We start from the raw sequence: 24,708 nt of genomic DNA, 5'->3' as shown, positions 1-24,708 counted from the left end.
TAATATAGTACGTCTACACGTCTGTTTGGAAAGGTGTCATAAAAATGACGAAAACACGCACGCCCGTAAAAATTCATATTACAAATATTGTCAGACAGATGAATGCAGAAGAAAAAACGGAAATGTCTGTATCTGGTGTTTTTTATCAAGATGAAAACAGTCATTATCTTCACTATGAAGAAAAACAAGTTGCTGGTGTAATACGTTCAGTTCTTAAAATCTCTAAGGAAGAACTTTTGTTGCTCCGCAGTGGCGCTGTAAGTATGCGCATGCACTTTTTTAAAGATAAAAAGCGAAGTGTTGCTTCAGTAGATTCCGGGGCTGGAAAGCTAGTTTTTGAGTCAGAATTGATTGGCTACACGGAAGCGTTTGAAAAAAATCCGCTCAGCGGAAAAATTGCTTTTCAGTACGATTTACTTAGTGGTGGAGCCTTTATCGGCTCATACGAAGTAAACATGCGAATAGAGGAGGAAATGAACGAATGAACATCATTCAAAAAAACGAAAATGATTTAATCGCGGGGATTAAGCAAGCTGTAATCGCGGCCCTTGCGATTGATGAAGATAGCATACCTAATATTTTACTTGAAGTACCAAAAGAAAAATCACACGGAGACTACTCAACCAATATCGCGATGCAATTAGCGCGTGTGGCTAAAAAAGCGCCGCGTCAAATTGCCGAAAGTATTGTGGCTGAAATCGGCACGAATAATGCGCTGATTAAAGAGGTTGAAATTGCTGGGCCGGGATTCATTAATTTCTTTATGGATAATTCTTACCTAACCAATTTAGTGCCGGTCATTTTGAATGAGGATGAAAAGTATGGTCAATCGGACTTTGGGAAAGGGGAAAAGATTCAAATTGAATTTGTTTCCGCCAATCCAACCGGAGATCTCCATCTTGGTCATGCTCGCGGAGCGGCGATTGGCGATTCTTTGGCCAATATTTTAGACATGGCAGGGTTTAATGTTTCGCGTGAATATTATATTAACGACGCGGGAAATCAAATTAATAACCTTGTGCTGTCCGCTGAGGCGCGGTACTTTGAGGCGCTAGGGCTTGAAAAAGAGTTTCCAGAAGATGGCTATCACGGAAAAGATATTATTGCGCTCGGGAAAGAGCTTGCGGATAAATACGACAATAAATATGTGGAAACAAGCGAGGAAGAGCGCCATGCGGTGTTTAAGAAAGATGCACTTGCATTTGAAACAGCGAAATTAAAAGCGGATCTGGACGAGTTCAGGGTGCACTTCGACAACTGGTTCTCTGAAACTTCTCTTTATGAAAATAATAAAATCCTTCCTGCTCTTGAAAAGTTAAAGGCTAATGGATATGTCTTTGAAGAAGAAGGAGCAACGTGGCTACGTACCACGGACTTTGATGACGATAAAGACAGGGTGCTCATTAAGTCGGACGGCAGTTATACGTATTTCTTCCCGGATATTGCCTACCATTTAGATAAATTGAGCCGCGGATTTGATGTGCTGATTGATGTTTGGGGAGCCGACCATCACGGGTATATTCCACGTATGAGAGCTGCAATTGAAGCGTTAGGCTATAAGCCGACACAACTTGAAGTAGAAATCATCCAACTCGTTCACCTTTATGAAAATGGCGAGCAAGTTAAAATGAGTAAGCGCACAGGGAAATCAGTAACAATGCGCGATTTGATTGAAGAAGTTGGCCTTGACGCAACGCGCTACTTCTTCGCGATGAGAAGCTCAGATACGCATATGAATTTTGACATGGGCTTAGCGAAATCCACGTCCAACGAAAACCCAGTTTACTATGTGCAATATGCGCATGCCAGAATTGCTAGCATTTTAAGATCAGGTGAAGAGCAAGATCTTCGTGCGGTAGAATCCGCCGATGTAAGTTTGTTAAAAACCGAAACGGAATTTGATTTGTTAAAAGTGCTTGGTGATTTTCCAGATGTCGTTTCTGAAGCGGCAGTAAAACGCGCGCCGCACCGAATTGTACGCTATTTAAATGACTTAGCTAGTGCATTCCATCGTTTCTATAATGTCAATAAGGTTCTTGATAAAGAAGCTGTTGAGCTGACAAAAGCAAGACTAGCTTTAATTCAAGCAGTTAAAATTGCGCTTCGTAATGGCCTTAAACTACTTGGTGTTTCAGCTCCTGAAAAGATGTAATGAAATGGAAGTTCGGCATTCAGGCGGTGTATCGCTTGCCGAACTTTTTCTTCCAGCCTAGTCATTGACGAGAATAACAAAATGTTTTAAAGTTAAATCACGGAGGCATTTTGATGACGGGAGATTCTAAAATGAAGCGAATAGTAACTTTAGCGCTGCTTTTTGTATTTCTGTGCATCGCAATTTATATTTTGTATAATTTTCAACTTGGTTCGATTCCGATTTTATTAATGGCCATTTTATTTTTCTACATAGGGTATCAAATCGTAAAGAAAAGTTGACAGATGTAAAATTTATGGTTGTGCTTGCCAGTGATAACATGTAAAATGGTTAAGTTGAATAAAAAGTAAATGATGAAAGAAACAATAAATGTAGTTTAACGAAAGGGCGTGCCAGCTTTGGATTTAAGTAATTTATCTCAAGAAGAGCGGAAAGAAGTATCTTTAATTGAAGTCGCGCATTATGTTTTAGAAAATCGTCGAGAAGTTATTAATTTTAAAGAATTAGTTGAAGAAATTAAAAACTTTTTAGAGTTGACAGATGACGAAATGAAAGAGCGTTTAGTTCAATTTTATACAGATATGAACATCGACGGTAATTTTATTTCACTAGGAAACAACACTTGGGGGCTTCGCGCTTGGTATCCAATTGATGCCATTGATGAAGAAGTTCAAACACAAACGAAACCGAAGAAAAAACGTAAAAAAGATGACGACGATGATGAAGATGAAGAGGTTGAAGATATCATGGATGACGATATCGAATACGAAGAAGATGACGAAGTGGAAGAACTCGGAGAAGAAGAAATTTCACTCTCAGACGGCCTAGTCGATGAAGACGAGGACGCAGATGACCACTTGCCTGACGGGATTGAAGGCGAACTTGCTACAGTAGAAGATGACTATAGCGACGGAGATTACACGGAAGATCCAGAAGAATAAAATGAAAAATCACCCGAAAATTATTCGGGTGATTTTTTTTAGGACGTACAAAGCGATGATGTCGCTTACAAAAAATAAACACTTGACTTATTCTTGTTTCATATGTAGTATTTTATTTGGGCTCCCTTAATTGGGACGGATATGTTCAGTTAGCGCTCCCTTACTTTTTATGAAAGTAGGAGCGTTTTTTATTTGGCGGAAGCTGAATAAAATATTTCCTAATTACCAAGTGCAAGCACATTTAATTGCATTTGGTGATTTTATTTGTAGGGACGTTTTGAAGTAATAGAGTTCACCCCGAAGGTTAAGTCCATTTAACCGCTATTTTTTGGAAAAGGAAGGAGTCGGATTTTTTAATGACGAAGTATATTTTTGTAACAGGTGGCGTAGTTTCATCTATTGGTAAAGGGATTACAGCAGCATCACTTGGGCGACTGCTGAAAAACCGCGGATTAAGTGTGACAATTCAAAAATTCGATCCATATATTAACGTGGACCCGGGAACAATGAGCCCGTATCAACATGGTGAGGTTTTTGTAACAGATGATGGTGCCGAAACGGATTTAGATTTGGGGCATTATGAGCGCTTTATCGATATTAATTTAAATAAATATAGCAACGTCACAACAGGTAAAGTTTACTCAGAGGTCATTAAAAAAGAACGCCGCGGCGACTATCTTGGCGGAACCGTTCAAGTTATCCCGCATATCACAAACGAGCTGAAAGACCGCGTGTTTAGAGCGGCAAGAATGACAAATTCAGATATTATCATTACCGAGATTGGCGGAACCGTGGGGGACATCGAATCACTTCCGTTCCTTGAAGCGATTCGCCAAATCAAAAGCGATGTTGGGTCTGAAAATGTCCTATATATCCACACAACACTCATTCCTTACATTAAAGCAGCAGGCGAAATGAAAACTAAACCCACTCAGCACAGTGTTAAAGAGCTGCGTAGTTTAGGCATTCAACCAAATATTATTGTGGTACGCACAGAACAACCCGTTTCCACAGAAATGAAGGAAAAAATTGCCCTTTTCTGTGATATTAAAGCATCCGAAGTTATCGAAAGCCGCGATGAAGATACGCTTTATAACGTGCCTCTTTCGTTACAAGCACAAAAAATGGATCAAATCGTGCTCGACCATTTGAAATTAGACGCGCCACCTGCTGAAATGACTGAGTGGACGGAGCTTGTACACCGCGTGCAAAATTTATCGAAGAAAGTTCGGATTGCGCTCGTTGGGAAATACGTTTCCTTACAAGACGCGTATCTTTCTATAGCGGAAGCGTTACGGCATGCTGGGTATGCACATGATGCGGAGATTCAAATTGACTGGATTGATTCGGAAAAAGTCACAAAAGAAAATGTTACGGAACTTTTGAAAGATGCAGATGGGATTTTAGTTCCCGGAGGGTTCGGCGACCGGGCAATTGAAGGAAAGCTTCTTGCTGTTGAATATGCGCGCGTTAACAAAGTACCGTACTTTGGAATTTGCCTTGGTATGCAACTGGCAACAGTTGAGTTTGCGCGAAATGTTCTTAAGCTTGACGGGGCGCATTCCGCTGAAATCGACCCCGAAGCAAAACATAATATCATTGATTTACTCCCAGAGCAAAAAAATATCGAAAACATGGGTGGAACGCTTCGCTTGGGGCTTTATCCTGCACGAATTAAGGAAGGCACGAAAGCGGCAGAAGCTTATGGGGAAACGATTGTCGAGGAACGTCACCGTCATCGCTATGAGTTCAATAATGACTACCGTGAACAAATGGAGCAGGCAGGCATGATTGTTTCAGCAACTAGCCCTGACGGCCGTCTTGTTGAGGTGGTAGAGTTAAAAGATCACCCGTGGTTTGTTGCTTGTCAATATCACCCAGAATTCATTTCCAGACCAAATCGTCCGCAAAGCTTGTTCAAAGGCTTTATCGGCGCGGCAGTTAAATAATTATGTGAGTGCAACTCAGGTTCAGGCTGAGTTGCATTCTTTGTGTAATTACTTTATAAAAAAAGAAAAAAATGTAGCTTTTGATTTATTTTTGTGATTGCTTGGTGCTATAATGTTAGATAACAACATTGTAGGAGGTATGAGAATGAATAGAGAAATCGTGAATGAACAACAAGCTCAAGCCATTGTAGATGGCATCTTACAAGGATATAAAGACTATTTAGAAATACGTAGACAAAAAAAGGAAGAATTGAAAGTTTCGGCAAGTTATGCTTTTGTTAAAGGGAACCATATTGATGATGCTGTTTCAAGAAAACTCACGGGCTTAATTGAAAAAGACCAACTCGCTAAAGCGGGTGAATCTTGGGAATATCTTCAATTTGCTTTTGGTAGAAAAGATAACAAGTGTCTATTTATTGTTAAAAATATTTTGCGGCTGAAACGAACGTTCCAAAGTTCGCATAAAAAAAGCCAATATCTAGTAGACTTAGCGAAAGTAAATAATCCATGGATTCAGGAACTCCGTCAAGGACGGGTGAAAATGGAAGGCGTTTCTATCCAATTACAGTTTTTGGATTTTGAAAAATGGGAGCAAACAGAAGAAATCCGAGAAAGAAATTTTTCGGAATTTTATATTGTGACATATGAAACGGATAGCCATACAAAAGAGATTATAAGTGTAGAAATTGTAGCACCAGATGCTGAAACTGGGGAGTTACATAGTGTACAGAAACTATCATCATATTTACAAAGCAGTGATGTCATTATCCAGGAAAATGAATATGAATCGATTTCTGGTGAAGTTGAGTTTGGTAGTGTTGAGGATTATGGATATACGACGCTACCAGAAGAAGGCGAAGAAATTGGAAACTAAATGAGGAGGAAATCGTTGTGTTTAGAGGTGATAATCTTCAAAGGGTCAGAGCCTTGTACGGCTTGTCACGAAAAGAACTAGGAGAGAAGCTTGGGGTTTCTGAACAAGCTGTTTGGCAGTTTGAAAATCAAGTAACGAACCCTAAATTTGAAATCGTTGTTGAACTTAAAAGACTTTTTGGAGTAAAAACACAGTTTTTCTTACAAGAATTAAAAGTTCCGAGTGTGTTTAAAGAAGAACAAATTATTTATCGTGCAGCCGATATGACTAGCCGAAAGCGGGCGTTTTCAGAGACGGAATATTTGAATTTTGTTCACGAGGTTATTACATCGCTAGAAAGCTTCCTGAGTTCGCCTAAGAGTACTATTTTAAGTCTAAGAGAAAAATGCTTGAAGATGTATTATCAGAGAAGCGAATCAAAAAATTGTATTGAGGAAATCGCTGCACTAGCAAAAGAATTTATTGGTGTAACAGATGATAATGCAAATTTGCTGCTTCAACTTGAGAAGTCTGGCATTCATATTGTAGAGAAGGAGGTAGGCGACAAAACCGACGCCTATAGTGCTTGGTCAGCTAGTCAAATACCCATTATTGTTCTCGGTATAAAGAAATCGGCAGTGCGAAGAAATTTTGATTTGGCGCATGAACTAGGTCACTTGTTGATGCATAACAATATTGATATGCTAGCTTTAGACAAAGAAGACTATAATAAAATTGAAAATGAAGCCAACTTATTTGCCGCTTGTTTCTTATTACCGGAAAAAAATATTGTTAAAGATTTGCAAGAACTTCGGCATATTTCTAATCCAGATTCCTATATGGAACTTAAGGCGAAATACAATGTATCAATTCAAGCTTTAGAAATGCGAGCATACCGATTAGGTTTTCTTACGCCGCAGCAAAATAGTTATTTTTACAGACAGCTTGCGAAAAAAAAATATAAACTTGTGGAGCCGCTTGATTCAGAAATCCCACTTAAACGGCCTGGGAAAATCCGAAATATTTTGGAGCTCATTTTATCTAATCAAGTGATTAGTTTGGCTGAACTCGAAACGATGTTCAAAGTTGAAACACTGTTTTTAGAGCGATTGTTTACGATTGAGCCAGCTTTTTTCGAAAAATATCAGGCGAAGGAAGATTTTTCAAGTTACAATAATGTCTTGAAACCAAAGTTTCGCTAATACGTTAAATCGAGCCTTGTAGAAAAACGCCAAACACGTAAGCCAAACAAAACGTATCACGCACAATCAGGCTGATGACAAACGTTGAGATGGCGTGTATTCGAGTACATGATAACTGAAAACAGGGAGGACGTAGTTTGTCCGACCATGTGAGAAGTGAGGCGAAGCGCAGGCAAGAACTCCGAAAATGTCCGTTTTTTATTAGTCTGAAGCCTTCTATGTCTAGGAGGCTTTTAAATTTGACAATATCCCTACGTGTATTGCAAACTGAATTTAGCATAAAAGGGAGAGTAGGGGAAGGTTTGATTAAAGAAATAGTGTTAATATACAATCCAGCGGCTGGAAAAAATAAGTTCCGGAAGTGGATGCCGCTCGTTGAAGAGAAGTTGAATGAGGCGGATTTTGACGTGACGCTTGTGTCGTCTACAAGTAAGCCTAAAAGTATTTTGAAGCTTGCTAAAAAAGCAGCGGAGTCTGGTGTTTCGGCCATCATTGCGGCTGGCGGTGACGGGACGGTGAATGAGGTTGTGAACGGAATCATGCAGTCGTCTAAACGCCCCGTTTTAGGAATTTTACCGATGGGAACGACGAATGACTATGCGCGGGCTTTGGGCGTGAATAAAGATCCGCTTGAAGCGCTAAACAGCATTATTAATCGCGAGACTGTTGGCATCGATATTGGCAAGGCGAATCAGGACGAATTTTTTATTAATAATGTAGCTGCTGGAAAAATTACGGAAATTACATACGCGGTGCCGGAGGCGAAAAAGAATCGTTATGGGCGTCTGGCGTACCTTTTTGATGGCTTAAAGATGCTGCCAAATCTCAAAGCGACGCCTGTCGAAATTACATTTGACGACGAGCGCTTCAAGGGTCAGATGCTAATTTGTTTTGTGAGCAATTCCCACACGGTCGGTGGGCTTGAATCGCTTTGTCCGCCTGCCAAAATTAATGATGGCTATTTTGACTTGCTGATTCTAAAAAAGGTATCACCAGCCAAATTGTTTTCGCTATTTCTGCTATTAAAACGCGGAACGCATCTTGAAAGCCCGCACGTAATCCATCGCCAAGTGAAACGTGTCAAATTGGAATCTAAGGAAGTTTTAAATATTAGTTATGACGGCGTTTATGGCGGAAATGCGCCGTATGAATTGGAAGTTTTACCGGAAGCCTTGCGCGTTTTTGCGAATCAAGAGGTGGCGAGCGCTAGGCTTTATAGGAAGGAAGATTAGAGGGCGTTTTAAACCCTAGGGGCTAAAGCGTTTTCAGAAAATAATTCGCAACTTTTATGGTAAATGAATCACAAATCTGTTATTATAGACGTGTTAGGGAAAAATAGCTGCCACTATTTTTCGCGGCGGAAATTCAAATTTTAAATTCCTGAGGGAGGAAATTGTATTATGCCTATCGTTAACATGACAGACATGCTGAAAAAAGCATTAGCTGGGAAATATGCTGTAGGTCAATTCAACATCAACAACCTTGAATGGACTCAAGCTATTTTGAAAGCTGCGGAAGCTGAAAAATCACCAGTCATCCTAGGAGTATCTGAAGGTGCTGCTAAATATATGGGAGGATTCAATACGGTTGTTAAGATGACACAAGGTCTTGTTGAAGATCTTAAAATCACTGTACCTGTTGCTATCCATTTAGACCATGGTTCAAGCTTTGATTCTTGTAAAGCAGCAATCGACGCAGGTTTCTCATCCGTAATGATCGACGGATCGCATCACCCAATTGACGAGAATGTAGCAATGACTAAGAAAGTTGTTGACTATGCTCACGCTAAAGGTGTTTCTGTAGAAGCTGAAGTTGGTACTGTTGGTGGTACTGAAGACGGCGTTACAGGCGGAATTAGTTACGCTAATCCTGAAGAATGTCTGCGCGTTGTTAAAGAAGCTGGTATTGATGCATTAGCAGCTGCACTTGGATCTGTTCATGGTCCATATAGTGGCGAACCAAAACTTGGCTTTGATGAAATGAAAGAAATCTCCGAACTTACAGGTGCTCCACTTGTACTTCACGGCGGTTCTGGAATTCCTGAACACCAAATTAAAAAAGCAATTGAATTAGGTCACAGCAAAATCAACGTAAACACTGAGTGCCAAATTGTTTGGACTGCAGCTGTTCGCGAAAAATTAGCTACTGACGATAAAGTTTACGATCCACGTAAAGTTATCGGACCTGGTGTTGATGCAATCATTAAAACAGTTACTGAAAAAATTCAAGAATTTGGTTCTAACGGTAAAGCGTAAATCAAAAATTGAATGGTTATGGAAGGAGCAGAAATCTTTCTGCTTCTTTTTTGTTCCTTAAAACCTGTTAAAAACTATATTTTGTGTGAAAGTAAGTAGATTATGTTATCATTAAAACAGTTATAGGGGTGGAAATTGCAAAATTTATCATTAGCTTCTAGAAATGCTTAGAAAAAAATCGTTCTAAGGGCGCATGAAAAAGCTATTAATAAACATGTATAATATATGATGATAGATTAAAGAACGTTTTGATGAATGAACCAACACGGAAAGAGAGTAGGGATAGTAATGAATATAGGAATCTTTACCGATACCTACAGTCCGCAAATCAGCGGGGTCGCTACGTCCATTTTAACAATGGAGACGGAGTTAAGAAAAAGAGGACATAACGTATATATATTTACAACAACCGACCCTAATGCTGATCGAGAAAGCGAAGAGGGACGCGTGTTTAGGTTGCCAAGTATTCCATTTGTGTTTTTCCCGGAGAGAAGAATTGCGATTGCGGGCATGAACAAGTTTATCCGCCTTGTTGGCGAATTAAAGTTAGATATTATTCATACGCATACGGAGTTTTCTTTAGGTTTACTCGGTAAAAAAATTGCTAAAAAATACTCCATTCCATCCATTCATACATACCATACAATGTATGAGGATTATTTGCATTATATTGCTAATGGTAAAATTTTAACACCAAAAATGGTGCGCAAGATGACAAAATCTTTTTGTGATAGTTATGAGGCACTTATTGCACCGACGCAAAAAGTGCGCCATCATCTAGAGGAATGCGGAATTTATAAACATATTTATACGATTCCAACTGGCACGAACATTCAAATGTGCGATCAAGCCTCTTCAGGCAAAATAGCGGCAATGAAAAAGCAGTTGGGTATCGGAGAGCAGGATGCGGTTATCCTTTCTTTGGGACGTGTGGCGCATGAAAAAAATATTGATGCGATTATTCAAGCCATGCCAGGCGTTTTAGCTGAACTCCCTTTTACCAAATTAGTAGTGGTTGGTGATGGTCCAGTTCGTAAAGAATTAGAAGAGTTGGTGGAAGAGCTTTCGCTTTCGCATGCGGTCATATTTACGGGCGCAGTGGAGTGGAGTGAAGTTGGCGACTACTACCAGCTTGGTGACTTCTTTGTGAGTGCTTCAACTTCTGAAACACAAGGATTAACCTACTTAGAGGCGATGGCTTCAATGTTGCCGGTTGTCGCGAAAAAGGATGAAAGCATCGAAGACATTTTAGTGGATAAAAAAACTGGATTTTTATTTGAAACAGACGATGAGCTTTCCGAAACATTAATTATGGCGCTTCAAAATGAAGAGCTGGCAAGAGAGCTAGCGAAAAATGCACTTAAACAAGTAGATAATTATTCCGCAGACCATTTTGGTGAGCGAATTGAAGCAACCTATGCAGAAATATATGATATTTATTATTCGGTGGAAAACAAAAAGCGGCTGAACAGGCAACGAACGCTCATTAAGAGTAAAATGGCATCGCAAGTTTTTTCGTTAACATCGAATACGCATATACGGAAAGGTAGGTCATCGCGTCGTGATTAAGCTAACTATGCTTTCATCGGCAGAAAAAGTGAAAGGGCAAGGTGTAGCCTCTGCTTACAGAGAACTTGTTAATCTGCTTGATGAACGGCTGAAAGATAAAATCGAGATGTCGATTAATAAATTTCATAAAACGGAGATTACACATTATCATACGGTAGATTTTCATTTTTATTTATCTACTTTTTTCAAGAAAAAGCGCGGGGTTCGGGTTGGCTATGTCCATTTCTTACCAGAAACGATGGAAGGTAGCTTAAAATTACCGGGAATTGCCCGTGCTGTTTTTTATAAATATTTAATTTCTTTTTATAAGAGAATGGATGAGATTGTCGTTGTAAACCCTTCTTTCATACCAAAACTAGAAGCGTATGACATTCCTTCAGAAAAAATCCACTATATCCCTAATTTTGTTTCTAAAAAAACATTTTTTTCGGATGAAAAACAAAAAGAAATGTTTCGCAAAAAATATCAAATTCCCGCTGATAAATTTGTTGTGCTTGGTGTAGGACAAGTACAGCACCGAAAAGGTGTGCTTGACTTTATTGAAGTCGCAAAATCATTGCCTGACGTGCAATTTGTTTGGGCGGGGGGCTTTTCATTTGGGAAGATTACATCGGGCTATGAGGAGCTGAAAAAAATTTATGACAACCCGCCTGAGAATGTGACATTCATTGGGATCATTGACCGCTCGGAAATGAATGGCTGCTTCAATATGGCAGATTTATTTTTTATGCCGTCGTACAATGAACTTTTCCCCATGGCGATTTTGGAGGCGATGAGTACAGGCGTTCCAGTACTGCTTCGCGACCTTGATTTATACAAAGAAATTTTGTCTGGTTATTATGAAGAAGGGCAAAATAATACGGATTTCATTACTAAAATTGCAGAATTAAAAGCGAATGACGATAAATATGCAGCGCTGCTAGAAAAAGCAGAGCGCGGCGCGGAATTTTATTCGGAGGACCGTTTGACAGCGATTTGGGATGAATTTTATCATGATTTAGTAAGGAAGTGAACCTAGGTGAAGTTAAGCAAAAATGCGCGTAAGAATTGGCTGAACATCTTTTTAATTCTCATCATTAGTAGCGCTTTTATCATTTGGCAGTTTCGCGGCGTTGATATGGAGCAATTTATCCAAGAAATTAAAAACGTCAATGTATGGTGGCTGCTCGTTGCATTTTTGTTTATGCTGATTTACTGGCTTTTTGAAGCGGTTGTGTTACATAAAAGCATTTTGCCTACTTTCCAAAAAGAAAATTTTTTTTCCTCGTTCCGCATTACGATGATTGGTCAGTTCTTCAATACAATCACCCCGATGCAAGCAGGCGGACAACCCGCGCAATTATACGCGCTCGTAAAGAAAGGGCTAGACATTGGTGTCGCAAGCTCCATCTTATTATTTAAATTCATCATTTATCAGGCGATGATTGTAATCAATTTCATCGTCGTCCTCATTTTTGGTTTTCACTATTTATTAACAGGCGCTCTCCCACAAGTTAAATATCTGGTTTTAATTGGCTTCACCGTGCATTTGGCGGTAGTCGTTGGACTTATCTTAGTAGGGAAAAGTTACCGCTTCACTGCGAAATTGGTTCACCTTATTTTGAAGCCGTTTAGTTGGTTCATGAAGAAAGAACGGATCCAAAAAATTCAAGCGGTTGTCGATGATAAAATTGCGTCTTTTCATGAAGAAAGTGGGCGTATTAGTCATGATAGGAAGCTCATTTGGAGTGCGAGCATATATACGAGTTTGCAACTTTGGGCGTATTTCGTCATTCCCTATTTTATTTTACTAGGAATAGGGGTTTCGAATTTAAATCTTTTTATGGTGATAACGTTCCATGCGTTTATTATGATGTTTGCGACAGTTGTGCCGACGCCTGGTGGAACGGGTGGTGCGGAATATACCTTTACGCTATTGTTTGGGCCGCTGCTCGTTTCCGTGAAACTTTTAACGGCGCTACTTTTGTGGCGCATCATTACGTATTATAGTTGTATTGTTTTTGGTGCAATTGCAATTGCTATTCCGGATAAAAATAAAATGACGAAGAAATCCGAGCAGTAAGCGGGTTTAGTGGCGATTAGCTTGCAAACGTGTTAGGATTTAGAGATAATAGCAAGTGAGATTAAAAGAAAGAGGGATTGGCATGGAAAATCGGTTAGTAATTAATGGGGGAAAACGACTTTCTGGAAAAGTTGTCGTAGATGGGGCTAAAAATAGCGCGGTAGCTTTAATTCCAGCAGCTATTTTGGCAGATTCTGAAGTGACGATTGAAGGTCTTCCAGACATTTCTGATGTTCATACATTGTATGATATTGTTTCTGAACTAGGTGGTTCAGTGAAGTCGGATAGCCAAACCGCGATTATTGACCCTAGTACTATTGTGGATATGCCACTTCCGAATGGAAATGTAAAAAAATTACGTGCTTCTTATTATTTGATGGGCGCGCTTCTTGGTAAATTTAAAAAGGCGGTTGTTGGTTTGCCAGGCGGATGTTATTTGGGGCCGCGACCAATTGATCAGCATATTAAAGGTTTTGAGGCGCTAGGCGCAACGGTAACTAACGAGCAAGGCGCAATCTATTTGCGTGCCGACAAATTGCGTGGCGCGCGAATTTACATGGATGTTGTCAGTGTAGGTGCCACCATTAATATTATGCTTGCTGCTGTTTTAGCAGAAGGTAAGACGATTATTGAAAATGCGGCAAAAGAGCCGGAAATCATTGATGTTGCTACCTTGTTGTCTAATATGGGCGCGAACATTAAAGGGGCCGGAACGGACACTATTCGCATTACTGGCGTGCCGAAACTACACGGTTGTCACCACACAATTATTCCGGACAGAATCGAAGCGGGGACATATATGATTGCAGCGGCCGCAATAGGCGACGGCGTTGAGATTCAAAATGTCATTCCAGATCATTTGGAGGGGATTACGGCGAAATTAGCCGAAATGGGCGTTCCGTTAGAGATTTCAGAAGACTCCATTTTAGTCAAAAAAGCCATTGCCTTTAAAAAAGTGGACGTGAAAACCTACGTCTACCCTGGATTCCCAACGGATTTGCAGCAACCATTTACGACGCTTTTAACACAAGCGGACGGGGACAGCATTGTGACGGACACAATCTACCCGAGCAGGTTTAAGCATATCGCCGAGCTCATGCGCATGGGCGGGCAGTTTAAACAAAATGAACGAACGGCTGTTATTTACGGGAAAACACCCCTTTCTGGTGCACGCGTAACGGCAACCGATCTCCGCGCGGGCGCCGCCCTTGTAATCGCTGGTTTGCTTGCTGAAGGCCAAACGGAAATTTTAGGCGTTGAGCATATTGAGCGCGGTTACGGGAATATTATTCAAAAACTCTCCGATTTAGGAGCGGATATTTATAAAGAAATCGCCGAAAGCAATTTGGCATAGCCTTCTAAAACAAAAGCGGGGCAATTCCTCTGTCCCGTCTTTTCCTTCCATTTATTTCAAATCCCTAGTTTAAACAAAAATAAAAAAAGGTGGTACACATATGGCTAAACTGTCCATAGCATATTTAGAGAGCCTGACAATCAAAGAGATTTATGCGCTTGCGAAAGAACACAAGATTGCGTATTATAGCAAATTAACGAAAAAAGAACTTATTTTTGCGCTATTGAAATCGAATGCGGAGAAAGAGGGATTTTTCTTCATGGAAGGCGTTTTAGACATCATTCCCTCTGAAGGGTTCGGTTTTTTGCGCCCAATTAATTATTCGCCAAGTTCGGAGGATATTTATATTTCGGCCTCGCAAATTAGACGATTTGATTTACGAACAGGTGATAAAGTTTCTGGAAAGGTGCGTCCGCCAAAAGAAAATGAACGCTATTTTGGTTTGCTACACGTAGAAGCAGTCAATGGTGAGAATCCTGAAGTGGCGAAAGAACGTGTGCATTTTCCTGGCTTGACGCCGCTTTATCCGGATAAACAGATGGCGCTTGAAACAGGGAAATTCCCAATTTCAATGCGAATGATTGATATGGTTGCGCCCATCGGTTTTGGTCAGCGGGGGCTAATTGTTGCGCCACCTAAGGCAGGGAAGACGATTTTGCTTAAGGAAATTGCGAATGCAATTACGATGAACCACCCGGAAGCCGAACTAATCGTACTTTTAATTGATGAGCGTCCAGAAGAGGTAACGGATATTGAACGGTCGGTCTCAGCGGACGTTGCTAGTTCAACATTTGATGAAGTTCCGGAAAATCATATTAAAGTGGCCGAACTCGTTTTAGAACGTGCGATGCGTCTTGTAGAACAGAAGCGTGACGTCATTATTTTGATGGACAGCATTACTCGTCTGGCGCGTGCGTATAATTTGGTTATTCCGCCAAGTGGCCGAACGCTTTCAGGTGGGATTGATCCAGCGGCTTTCCACCGTCCGAAACGCTTTTTCGGAGCGGCGCGTAACATTGAAGAAGGCGGGAGTCTGACGATTTTGGCAACTGCTTTAGTTGATACGGGTTCGCGAATGGACGATGTGATTTACGAAGAGTTTAAAGGCACGGGTAATATGGAGCTTCATTTGGACCGTCAACTTGCTGAGCGCCGTGTTTTCCCTGCGATTGATATTCGCCGTTCAGGTACGCGTAAAGAAGAGTTGCTGCTTCCAAAAGAAAAATTAGAGAAGCTTTGGAAAATCAGAAAAACAATGCCGCTTCAAGGGGACTCGCTAGATATGTCAGAGCGATTTATTCGTTCGATGAAAAAGACAGATACGAATCAGGCCTTTTTTGAGCTGTTACAAGAACAAATGTTTAAAAAATAACTGTTGCTTGTTTTCGCTGTGCTTGTTATAATTATTGTACTGTGTGTTTTCTGCAGTTAATTACTCTGTTTCAGATGATTCAGGGCGAAGGAGTTGAAAAGAAATGAAAGCTGGAATTCATCCTGAATACCGTCCAGTTGTTTTCGTTGATACTAGTACTGATTTCAAATTCTTGTCTGGTTCTACTAAACATTCAAGTGAAACTATTCAATGGGAAGATGGTAACGAATATCCGTTACTACGTGTCGAAATCTCTTCTGATTCACACCCATTCTATACTGGTAAACAAAAACACGCGACTGCCGACGGACGTGTGGACCGCTTCAACAAAAAATACGGAATCAAATAATTCTGTATGTTGGAAGCTTAATAATCGAAATACTGCGCACACCTCATTTAATGGGGTGTGTTTTTCTTTTTGACGAAAAGTTGTCAGTTAAATTAAAAAAATGGGAAAGTTCGCAAATGAGCTTTACTTTTATGTCAGGATTTGCGTATAATAGCACTAATTACTTTTTTGAAAAGTGAACAATTTAATAAGGAGGTTTTCATGTGAAAGCAAATTTACAAGTAGGCGTGCTAGGCTTTGGGACAGTCGGCAGTGGCGTCATTCATATTTTAGAAGAACACCAAGAAAAAATTAGTCAAGTGACGGGCTACAATATTACCGTTAAAACAGTGCTTGTTCGTGATCTTGAAAAAAATCGCAGATACGAGACGAAAGGTTTTACACTTACGACCACACCGGATGATATTTTTGAAGATCCAGAAATTGCGGTTGTTGTTGAGGTTATGGGTAGCATTGATATTGCACGTGAGTATATTTTGCGCGCATTGAAAGCCAAGAAACATGTTGTAACAGCGAATAAAGATTTAATTGCTATCCACGGAGATGAACTTGTTACGGTTGCACAGGAAAATGGTTGCGATTTATTTTATGAGGCAAGTGTGGCAGGCGGCATTCCGATTTTACGAACAATTGTAAACAGCTTAGCGGCAGATAAAATACAAAAAGTGATGGGTATTGTAAACGGGACGACCAATTACATGCTAACAAAAATGACTACTGAAAATAAAAGTTATGATGATGTTTTAAAAGAAGCGCAAGACCTAGGTTTTGCAGAAGCTGATCCAACAAGTGATGTGGACGGAATTGATGCGGCGCGCAAAATGGTTATTTTAACACGACTAGCGTTCGGTATGAATGTTCGTTTAGATGATGTCGAAACAACGGGTATTCGTGGAATTTCTCCGCTAGACATTTCGACAGCCTATCAATTAGGATACAAGGTGAAACTTGTTGGCCGTGCGGAAGAAGTAGACGGTTCGGTAAGTGTTGACGTTGGACCAGTTCTGCTTCCAAGAGCACACCCGTTGTCGGGAGTGAACTATGAGAATAATGCGGTTTTTGTAACCGGTGCAGCAGTAGGCGAAACAATGTTTTACGGTCCTGGCGCTGGCGAATTGCCAACCGCGACTAGCGTTGTCAGCGATTTAATTACGGTGGCGAAAAATAGTAAGCTTGGCACAAACGGAAACGCGTTTAATAGCTTCATTCACGAAACGAAACATACGCCAAAAGAAAAAGTTTACTCCAAGTATTATTTACGTTTGGAAATGGACGACAAGACGGGGACATTTTTAAAATTAACGCAAATTTTTGCTGAAGCTGGCGTCGGATTTGATAAAATTATTCAGGAGCCACTCAATGAATTCACGGCAACGGTTGTGATCGTGACGCATTCAATTAGCAAGGCGCAACTAAGTGTGGCACTAAACCGCGCAGAAGAAGAACCAGAAATACGCATTTTGACTAAATATGCAGTTGTGGAGGGTTAAGTAATATGTATAAAGGACTTCTTGATAAATATAAAGATTTTTTACCGATTTCAGAACGTACACCGCTCATCTCGCTTGCGGAAGGCAATACGCCACTTATTCCTTTGCCTCATTTATCCAAAGAGTTGGGTGTGAACTTGTACGGCAAATACGAAGGACTAAATCCGACGGGCTCGTTTAAGGACCGTGGCATGGTCATGGCGGTTGCGAAAGCGAAAGAGGAAGGTGCTGAGGCGGTTATTTGCGCCTCGACGGGGAACACATCAGCGGCAGCGGCAGCCTACGCAACTCGTGCGGGTATGAAAGCATACATCGTTATCCCGGACGGCAAAGTGGCACTCGGGAAACTCGCACAGGCTGTTATGTACGGCGCCGACATCATCGCGATTCAGGGGAACTTTGACGAAGCCCTTGATTCGGTTAGAAAATTAGCAGAAACGGAAGCGGTGACTCTCGTAAATTCAGTCAACCCTTACCGCCTAGAGGGTCAAAAGACGGCTGCGTTTGAAATTTGCGAACAGCTTGGACAGGCACCAGATGTTTTGGCCATCCCAGTTGGCAATGCGGGAAATATTTCGGCTTACTGGAAAGGGTTCAAAGAATGGGACGACAAATTCGCGTCTGGACGTCCGGCGATGCACGGCTTTGAAGCGGAAGGGGCAGCGGCAATCGTAAAAGGCGAACCAATTGCGAATCCGGAAACGATTGCGACGGCGATTCGAATTGGGAATCCTGCGAGTTGGAGTTTGGCAGAAGCTGCACGCGACGAATCAAATGGCTATATCGACTCCGTGACAGATGATGAAATTGTAAATGCATACAAAAAAGTGGCTAGGCAAGACGGCGTGTTTATCGAACCGGGTTCAGCCGCATCGCTTGCAGGCGTCATTCAACATGTGAAAAATGGTAAAATCAAGCCGGGTCAAACCGTTGTTTGTGTGTTTACTGGAAATGGCCTTAAAGACCCTGACACGGCGATGAGTGTGCATGATTTTAACATCATTCATGCTGAAAACGTCGATGAAATGCGCGCGCACCTGCAAAACGGAGTGAACGCCTAATGCGTATCCGTGTACCTGCAACGACTGCCAATCTAGGGCCGGGATTTGATTCGTGCGGTCTCGCGCTAACTCTTTACTTGACGCTTGAAATTGGGGAAGCTAGCTCAAAATGGCATATTGAGCATGACTTAGGCGACGGCATCCCGAATGACGAAACGAATGTCATTATCTCGACGGCGTTATCGCTTGTGCCAGATTTAACGCCGCATGCGCTTAAAATGACGTGCGATATTCCAACTGCACGCGGTTTGGGGAGTAGCTCGGCTGCTGTTGTTTCGGGAATTGAACTCGCGAATTTTCTAGGAAATCTTGGCTTGTCGAAAGAACGGAAAGTTGAAATCGCGGCTGAAATTGAAGGGCATCCAGATAACGTGGCGCCAGCCGTGCTCGGCAACTTGGTCGTAGGCGCAAAACTTAAGGACGCTGATTTTTATGTGCGTCACCTGTTTCCAAATTGCGCGATTTTAGCGTTTATTCCTAAAACGGAGCTTTTAACCAGTGAGAGTCGTAATGTTTTGCCCGAAATGCTTGCGTATAAAGAGGCGGTGTCTGCGAGCGCGATTTCGAACGTGATGATTGCGGCCGTGCTCCAAAATGACATGACGCTTGCGGGAGAGATGATGGAGCGCGATTTATGGCACGAAAAATATCGTGCAAAGCTAGTGCCTCATCTTGTTAAAATTCGCGAAATTGCGCGCGCAGAAGGTGCTTACGCGACTTGTTTAAGTGGTGCAGGTCCGACGATTTTAATTTTTGCCCCGCATGACAAGAAAACAAACCTAATGAGTGTGCTTCAAGGCTTTGATGCGGAGGCGAATGTGCTTGCGCTTGAAGTTGAGGGGAGCGGCTCGCTTGTATTTGAATAAATTCTAGTAATGAGAAAAGCATCTGGCATTTTGGCTCATCAAAATGCCATGTGCTTACTTGTAAAATGAATTAAGTTTTGCCAATAAGAAAAACAGGGTAGAAAAATTTTCTATCCTGTTTTTTGAGCGAGACAGGGTTCCTGCTCCTAGTTTTTAAAATTAGTATGGTGAGTAGAAACTACTCTATATACTTTTGAGAGAAGTGCCAGGGTGTTTTTCATCTGAAGTAGATTCATTACTTGGTAAGGGAGCGACTTTTTCTCTATCAAAATTTCCTGTTTTTTTGGATAAAGCATCTGAAAAAGTAAAACTATCAGGTACAGAAGTATCATTGTAAGTAAGATCCATGACAAAATAATAATCTGGATTTTGATTCACATATCCTTCTACTTGAATTCCTCCAAGTGGATCTATTTTAGTTTCCTCAAATTGAATGCTGGTTACAAAATCATTATAATCTTCAGCATAGATGCGTTGTTCTATTTTAGGTTTCATTTGATCAGCAAATTTTTCTGCTTTTTGTTGGTCACTCATGCTCCCGTTGTCCTTTCCACATGCACTTATTAAAATACTTAATATAAGCAGGCTGGTGATAAATTGTATTTTATTCATTGCTTTGTCCTTTCTGTTTTTGTATGATAATTATATCATAAAGAAAAGCAAGAGGTGAATACGTTGAATAGAACAGAAGAAAAGACAGCCTGGGATTTATCAAGAAAAGCTTATAATATTAAAGAGTTTAATAGCTCTAGAGTATCTGTTAATGGGAATACTTACTATGTACTTGACCGAATAGATGCGGGTGTCAATGCTGTTACATATGGTACCAAAGAGGATTATTATAATTTGGAAAATGGTCATCCTGAGAAAATCGAACATGCCTTTGTCGCTTACCGTGGATCAGAACCGATGGATATTAAAAAGCGAATGAAAGATTACGGAGGAGGCAAGGAAGGCTTTGATACAGGGGTCGGTGAAGTTTTATATGACTGGCTTGGAACGGATTATCAGTATTTGATTCAGAAAAAACCGTTTGAAAGCGGAGGAACGAATTCATTTAAGCTATCAGCGGACTATGTTGGGCAACATCTTCAAAGTCAATTCCCGAATGCCACGTTTACTTTAACCGGTCACTCCTTAGGTGGTAGCGAAGTGAAGTATGCCGCATACCAGTATCCTCACATAGTGGATAAAGCATATAGTTTTGAAGGGCCGAATATTTATCCGTGTTTACCTGAAGACGGTCAAAAATACGTGCGAACAGGCGCACTCAACGATAAAATTTTTGATTATATTAATCTAACTGATGGCTTAGCTCGTTTAAATCGTGATGAACCTTCCTTTGGGACACAACGTATTATTTATGATTCAAAAGCGAAGTTTAACATGCAACATCAGGACATGGCAACTGACATAAATAAATATCCTTTACTAGCGAGTATGAATCAAACGTATACTAAATTTGGTGGCCTTATGGCTTTTGATAAAGGCTTGAAAGTCATTAATCCCAGTTTATCCTATCTGATGTTAGCGACATTTGCGGATCACAGTTTAGATCGATACCACTTTAAATCTGATGGTACTTTGCAATTGTTTTCTAGCCAATCATGGGGTGTAGAAGACTTAGAACAAATGCGTCACTATCTCACTTTTTCTGGTATGAGTGAATATTCGGCACCGATGCTTTTAATTCGCGGGGAATTGCTTACAAATATGGCAAATCGCACTGAAACGGAGTGTTTACAAGTTTTAAAGCAACTTGAGCAAATTCTTTGGGACGTGCCAGAAACAGCAAATGTAGTAGCAAACCAAGCCAAGCAAATGTTTATGAGTTTAGTTGGTTACGGGGAATATAGCGAACTGAATACGGGAGATGTAGAAGCCTTCCATCATGAACTAGAAACAGAGCCTGGCCATTTCTATCGAAAAAATGAAGTAGACAAAGCTTTAGACACGCTCACTTGGATGAAAAAGAAAACGAATGAATTCGTGAGAGATACACACCAATTAGCGCGAGAATTTTTAAAGCTCGATGAAGAATTAGCAAGAAAAATAGACTTGAGGTGAAGATATGCAGCCACCAAAACAACAGCCTGATTTAACGGGACTTTCTCCTTTTCAAGCGGTTCAAACAGCACGTGCCAATCAAATGGCATTGCCACTTGAACTAAGTATGCAGGTAAGGGAAGCAAAACGAGAAGCACAAAACTACCAACTGAAGCGCAAAATGAAACCCTACTATCAAGAGGTTTTCGCGACGGAACGAACGCTAGTAGTGGCGCGTGTCGAAAATTTAACGGACGAGTGGCGTTATGCCATTCAAAAGCACACCAAAGAAATGAAGGAAAATCATCAAGGAAAGGCAATTCAAGCTCTCGCTCGGTCAGGCGAAATTATCGCGGAACATGTGCGAAAGGAAGAACTGAAAAAAGCGCCTGACAGTCTAGCACCAAGTATGGATAGTGTGATTCGTGTCCCAAGCCATCCTTTGCTGCCACTTATCTAAAATTCAGGGATGTTGTCCTGTAATAATAAAAAAGCATAAACCCAGTAATAACATCATTTTGAAGAGTGGTTTTATTGGATTTATGTTTATTTATTATTTATGTCTTAGACTCGATTTTTTTGTTCATTATCCCAATTTTTCTTCGGCTGTGTTAGAATAGGAAAAGAGTTTAAGAAAAGGGGCAAAGGTGATGGCGCAGTTATTTTTTAGATACGGGGCAATGAATAGCGGTAAAACAATTGAAATTTTAAAAGTGGCTCATAATTATGAAGAGCAAAATAAACCAGTTGTGATTTTTACATCAGGAATTGATGACCGTGATAAGGTGGGCGTGATTTCTAGCCGTATTGGTTTAAAACGTGATGCGACACCGGTTTTCTCGGATACGAATATTTTTGAAGAAGTGAAAAGGATGCATCCACGACCATTTTGTGTGCTTTTAGATGAATCGCAGTTTTTAGAAAAACATCATGTGTTTGAACTGGCCAATATTGTGGATGAATTAGGGATTCCAGTTATTGCGTATGGTTTGAAGAATGATTTTCAAAATGAGCTTTTCGAAGGATCGAAATATTTACTACTCTATGCGGATAAAATCGAAGAAATGAAAACGATTTGTTGGTTTTGTGCCAAAAAAGCAACGATGGTTTTACGTGTAGACGACCAAGGGAAGCCTGTTTATACAGGAGAACAAATTTTAATTGGTGGAAATGACCAGTACTATCCAGTTTGTCGGAAATGTCACGCTCATCCGCCGATAGCAGATTAAGTGAGGTGCTAAGAATATGTATGACCGATTACAAGCGGTGGAAAACCGCTACGAGGAACTAAATGAACTTTTAAGTGATCCAGAAGTTGTATCTGATCCAAAGCGTTTGCGTGATTTGTCAAAGGAACAGTCGGGAATTGCTGAAACGGTTGAAACTTATCGTCATTATAAAGAAGTGACGAGTCAAATTGAGGAAACAAAAGAGCTTCTTTCGGAAAAGCTCGACGACGATATGCGCGAAATGGCGAAGGAAGAACTTTCTGGCTTGCAGGAAGAAAAAATAGAGCTCGAAGAAAAAATGAAACTTTTACTTGTACCCAAAGATCCAAATGATGATAAAAACGTTATCATGGAAATCCGCGGGGCGGCGGGCGGCGATGAGGCGGCTTTATTTGCTGGTGACTTATTCCGAATGTACAGTCGCTATGCAGAATCGCGTGGCTACAAAGTAGAAATTATGGACGCAAACCCAACCGGAATTGGTGGCTACAAAGAAGTTATCGCCATGATTACAGGTGACGGAGCATATTCTCGCCTAAAGTACGAAAACGGCGCTCACCGTGTTCAGCGTGTCCCAGAAACCGAATCTGGCGGGCGCATTCATACGTCCACGGCAACCGTTGCAATTTTACCAGAAGCGGAAGATGTTGAAATTGATATTCAAGATAAAGATATTCGCACAGATACATTCGCCTCAACTGGGGCTGGCGGACAAAGTGTCAATACGACGATGTCAGCCGTTCGATTAACACATATTCCGACTGGGATTGTGGTGTCCATGCAAGATGAACGTTCACAAATTAAAAATAAAGAAAAAGCGATGAAAGTTTTACGCGCACGTGTTTTTGACAAGTTTGAAAGCGAAGCGCGCGAAGAATACGATGCAACGCGTAAATCGGCTGTTGGGACAGGCGACCGCTCGGAGCGAATTCGGACATACAACTACCCGCAAAATCGTGTGACGGATCACCGCATCGGCTTAACGATTCAAAAACTCGACCAAATTATGGAAGGGAAATTGGATGAAATTATCGATGTGCTCATTTTGGAAGATCAAACGAGCAAGCTGGAGCATTTAAACGATGCAGAATAAAACAATTTCTTCGGTACTAAAAGAAGCAAAACAAATTTTAGAAGAGCGGCATTTAGATCTAAATGCCGCTGAAATTTTACTTGAAACACGCCTAGAATACACCAGGTCAGAATTGTGGACGCGCCTTTCGGATGGGCTTTCTGCTGAAAGCGAAGCGCAGTTTCAGGCGGATTTTAAACGTTATTTAGACGGCGAGCCCGTCCAGTACATTTTAAATACAGCGCCATTTTATGGTTTTGATTTTTATGTGGATCAAAACGTGCTTATTCCACGTCCGGAAACGGAAGAACTCGTTTTGCTTGCAGAACGAGTAGCCCAGAAAGAAGCGATACGCACGGTTTTAGACATTTGTACAGGAAGTGGAGCAATTGCTGTCGCGCTGAAAAAAAGCGTGCCACGCCTCACTGTAGCGGCTTCAGACATATCCAAAGAAGCTCTTTTAGTAGCAGAAAAAAATAGTCGAGTTTTAGAAGCGAAAGTGGAGTTCGTCCAGACCGATTTAGTAGCGACGTTCAAGGCGGCAGCCCGAACTTTTGATATGATTGTTGCCAACCCGCCGTATATTGCGGAAGTCGAGCGAAAAGAAATGTCCGATTATGTGTTGAAAAATGAACCAGAGCTTGCGCTATTCGCCGAAAACGAAGGCTTAGCAATGTATGAGCGCCTGGCTAATGATTTACCCCAGCTAGTCAATGAAAAGTTTTGGATTGGAGTTGAAATTGGTTATGCACAAGGCAAAGCCGTCCAAAAATTATTGCAAAAAAGTTTTCCACAAGCAGAAGTAGTTATCCACAAAGATATTAACAATAAAGATCGCATTGTGGTTTGCTCAAACATGTTGGTATAAAGACGTTCCTGCGAAGGT

At 40.9% G+C, this 24,708-nt stretch carries 24 protein-coding genes; 23 read left to right on the top strand and 1 reads right to left on the bottom strand.

Annotated features, from left to right (window positions below):
• The first annotated feature begins 44 nt into the window (after window positions 1-44).
• From BN1609_RS08170 to thrB, 18 genes are all read left to right on the top strand, one after another.
• Window positions 45-485, top strand: coding sequence for a DUF1934 domain-containing protein (locus BN1609_RS08170; protein WP_088809687.1), 441 nt, complete (start codon window positions 45-47; stop codon window positions 483-485).
• Window positions 482-2,152: an arginine--tRNA ligase gene (gene argS / locus BN1609_RS08165; protein ID WP_088815791.1), complete on the top strand. Its 1,671-nt coding sequence runs from the start codon at window positions 482-484 to the stop codon at window positions 2,150-2,152. Before BN1609_RS08170 ends, argS begins: the two co-directional genes overlap by 4 nt.
• A 131-nt stretch (window positions 2,153-2,283) precedes the next feature.
• The gene (locus BN1609_RS13985; RefSeq protein ID WP_162859622.1) at window positions 2,284-2,433 is read left to right on the top strand and encodes a hypothetical protein; all 150 of its coding nucleotides are present in this window, start codon (window positions 2,284-2,286) and stop codon (window positions 2,431-2,433) included.
• A gap of 117 nt (window positions 2,434-2,550) precedes the next feature.
• Window positions 2,551-3,093, top strand: coding sequence for a DNA-directed RNA polymerase subunit delta (rpoE, locus tag BN1609_RS08160; protein WP_088809689.1), 543 nt, complete (start codon window positions 2,551-2,553; stop codon window positions 3,091-3,093).
• Window positions 3,094-3,449: 356 nt separating this feature from the next.
• Window positions 3,450-5,042 (top strand): CTP synthase, encoded by a 1,593-nt coding sequence (locus BN1609_RS08155; RefSeq protein ID WP_088809690.1) that lies wholly within the window; start codon window positions 3,450-3,452, stop codon window positions 5,040-5,042.
• 145 nt (window positions 5,043-5,187) lie between these two features.
• A complete protein-coding gene (locus BN1609_RS08150) occupies window positions 5,188-5,916 on the top strand; it encodes a hypothetical protein (protein WP_088840736.1) in 729 nt (242 codons plus the stop codon).
• A 17-nt stretch (window positions 5,917-5,933) separates the two neighbouring features.
• Complete coding sequence (locus BN1609_RS08145) at window positions 5,934-7,097, top strand: ImmA/IrrE family metallo-endopeptidase (RefSeq protein WP_088840735.1); 1,164 nt, start codon at window positions 5,934-5,936, stop codon at window positions 7,095-7,097.
• Between the two features lie 302 nt (window positions 7,098-7,399).
• Window positions 7,400-8,329, top strand: a complete 930-nt coding sequence (locus BN1609_RS08140) for a diacylglycerol kinase (RefSeq protein WP_088840745.1) — start codon at window positions 7,400-7,402, stop codon at window positions 8,327-8,329.
• Between the two features lie 168 nt (window positions 8,330-8,497).
• Window positions 8,498-9,352 (top strand): class II fructose-1,6-bisphosphate aldolase, encoded by an 855-nt coding sequence (gene fba, locus BN1609_RS08135; protein ID WP_088809693.1) that lies wholly within the window; start codon window positions 8,498-8,500, stop codon window positions 9,350-9,352.
• Between the two features lie 288 nt (window positions 9,353-9,640).
• Window positions 9,641-10,921, top strand: a complete 1,281-nt coding sequence (locus tag BN1609_RS08130) for a glycosyltransferase family 4 protein (protein WP_088809694.1) — start codon at window positions 9,641-9,643, stop codon at window positions 10,919-10,921.
• Window positions 10,914-11,933 carry a glycosyltransferase family 4 protein gene (locus BN1609_RS08125; protein WP_088839001.1) on the top strand — a complete coding sequence of 340 codons (1,020 nt, stop codon included), beginning with the start codon at window positions 10,914-10,916 and terminating at the stop codon, window positions 11,931-11,933. The genes BN1609_RS08130 and BN1609_RS08125 overlap by 8 nt, the downstream gene beginning before the upstream one ends.
• 6 nt (window positions 11,934-11,939) lie before the next feature.
• Window positions 11,940-12,983, top strand: coding sequence for a lysylphosphatidylglycerol synthase transmembrane domain-containing protein (locus tag BN1609_RS08120; RefSeq protein WP_088809696.1), 1,044 nt, complete (start codon window positions 11,940-11,942; stop codon window positions 12,981-12,983).
• An 82-nt stretch (window positions 12,984-13,065) separates the two neighbouring features.
• Window positions 13,066-14,337: a UDP-N-acetylglucosamine 1-carboxyvinyltransferase gene (locus BN1609_RS08115; protein ID WP_088809697.1), complete on the top strand. Its 1,272-nt coding sequence runs from the start codon at window positions 13,066-13,068 to the stop codon at window positions 14,335-14,337.
• A 100-nt stretch (window positions 14,338-14,437) separates the two neighbouring features.
• Entirely contained in the window at window positions 14,438-15,709 is a 1,272-nt protein-coding gene (rho, locus tag BN1609_RS08110; RefSeq protein ID WP_088840734.1) for a transcription termination factor Rho, read from the top strand.
• A 103-nt stretch (window positions 15,710-15,812) separates the two neighbouring features.
• The gene (locus tag BN1609_RS08105) at window positions 15,813-16,058 is read left to right on the top strand and encodes a type B 50S ribosomal protein L31 (protein WP_007476851.1); all 246 of its coding nucleotides are present in this window, start codon (window positions 15,813-15,815) and stop codon (window positions 16,056-16,058) included.
• A 203-nt stretch (window positions 16,059-16,261) separates the two neighbouring features.
• Window positions 16,262-17,548, top strand: a complete 1,287-nt coding sequence (locus tag BN1609_RS08100; RefSeq protein ID WP_088815787.1) for a homoserine dehydrogenase — start codon at window positions 16,262-16,264, stop codon at window positions 17,546-17,548.
• 5 nt (window positions 17,549-17,553) lie between these two features.
• Window positions 17,554-18,609: a threonine synthase gene (gene thrC / locus BN1609_RS08095; RefSeq protein ID WP_088809700.1), complete on the top strand. Its 1,056-nt coding sequence runs from the start codon at window positions 17,554-17,556 to the stop codon at window positions 18,607-18,609.
• Window positions 18,609-19,475 carry a homoserine kinase gene (thrB, locus tag BN1609_RS08090; RefSeq protein ID WP_088825731.1) on the top strand — a complete coding sequence of 289 codons (867 nt, stop codon included), beginning with the start codon at window positions 18,609-18,611 and terminating at the stop codon, window positions 19,473-19,475. The genes thrC and thrB overlap by 1 nt, the downstream gene beginning before the upstream one ends.
• A gap of 183 nt (window positions 19,476-19,658) precedes the next feature.
• Here the strand turns inward: thrB and BN1609_RS08085 are convergent, their stop codons facing one another.
• Window positions 19,659-20,087 carry a DUF1433 domain-containing protein gene (locus tag BN1609_RS08085; protein ID WP_088840733.1) on the bottom strand — a complete coding sequence of 143 codons (429 nt, stop codon included), beginning with the start codon at window positions 20,085-20,087 and terminating at the stop codon, window positions 19,659-19,661.
• A 63-nt stretch (window positions 20,088-20,150) separates the two neighbouring features.
• Here BN1609_RS08085 and BN1609_RS08080 point away from each other — a divergent pair, with 63 nt between their 5' ends.
• The 5 genes from BN1609_RS08080 (at window position 20,151) to prmC (ending at window position 24,690) form a co-directional block, all read left to right on the top strand.
• On the top strand, window positions 20,151-21,542 hold the full coding sequence (locus tag BN1609_RS08080) for a DUF2974 domain-containing protein (RefSeq protein ID WP_088840732.1): 1,392 nt from the start codon (window positions 20,151-20,153) through the stop codon (window positions 21,540-21,542).
• Between the two features lie 4 nt (window positions 21,543-21,546).
• The gene (locus tag BN1609_RS08075; protein WP_088840731.1) at window positions 21,547-21,981 is read left to right on the top strand and encodes a hypothetical protein; all 435 of its coding nucleotides are present in this window, start codon (window positions 21,547-21,549) and stop codon (window positions 21,979-21,981) included.
• A gap of 190 nt (window positions 21,982-22,171) precedes the next feature.
• Window positions 22,172-22,750 carry a thymidine kinase gene (locus BN1609_RS08070; protein ID WP_088809702.1) on the top strand — a complete coding sequence of 193 codons (579 nt, stop codon included), beginning with the start codon at window positions 22,172-22,174 and terminating at the stop codon, window positions 22,748-22,750.
• A 16-nt stretch (window positions 22,751-22,766) separates the two neighbouring features.
• The gene (prfA, locus tag BN1609_RS08065; RefSeq protein WP_088809703.1) at window positions 22,767-23,843 is read left to right on the top strand and encodes a peptide chain release factor 1; all 1,077 of its coding nucleotides are present in this window, start codon (window positions 22,767-22,769) and stop codon (window positions 23,841-23,843) included.
• Window positions 23,833-24,690 carry a peptide chain release factor N(5)-glutamine methyltransferase gene (prmC, locus tag BN1609_RS08060; RefSeq protein WP_088825730.1) on the top strand — a complete coding sequence of 286 codons (858 nt, stop codon included), beginning with the start codon at window positions 23,833-23,835 and terminating at the stop codon, window positions 24,688-24,690. The genes prfA and prmC overlap by 11 nt, the downstream gene beginning before the upstream one ends.
• Window positions 24,691-24,708: the final 18 nt, after the last annotated feature.

This window comes from Listeria sp. ILCC797, assembly GCF_900186185.1.
GTDB classification, from domain to species: domain Bacteria; phylum Bacillota; class Bacilli; order Lactobacillales; family Listeriaceae; genus Listeria; species Listeria goaensis.
Note: the sequence above shows the minus strand (reverse complement) of the source record. Positions and strands in the feature narration are given on the sequence as shown.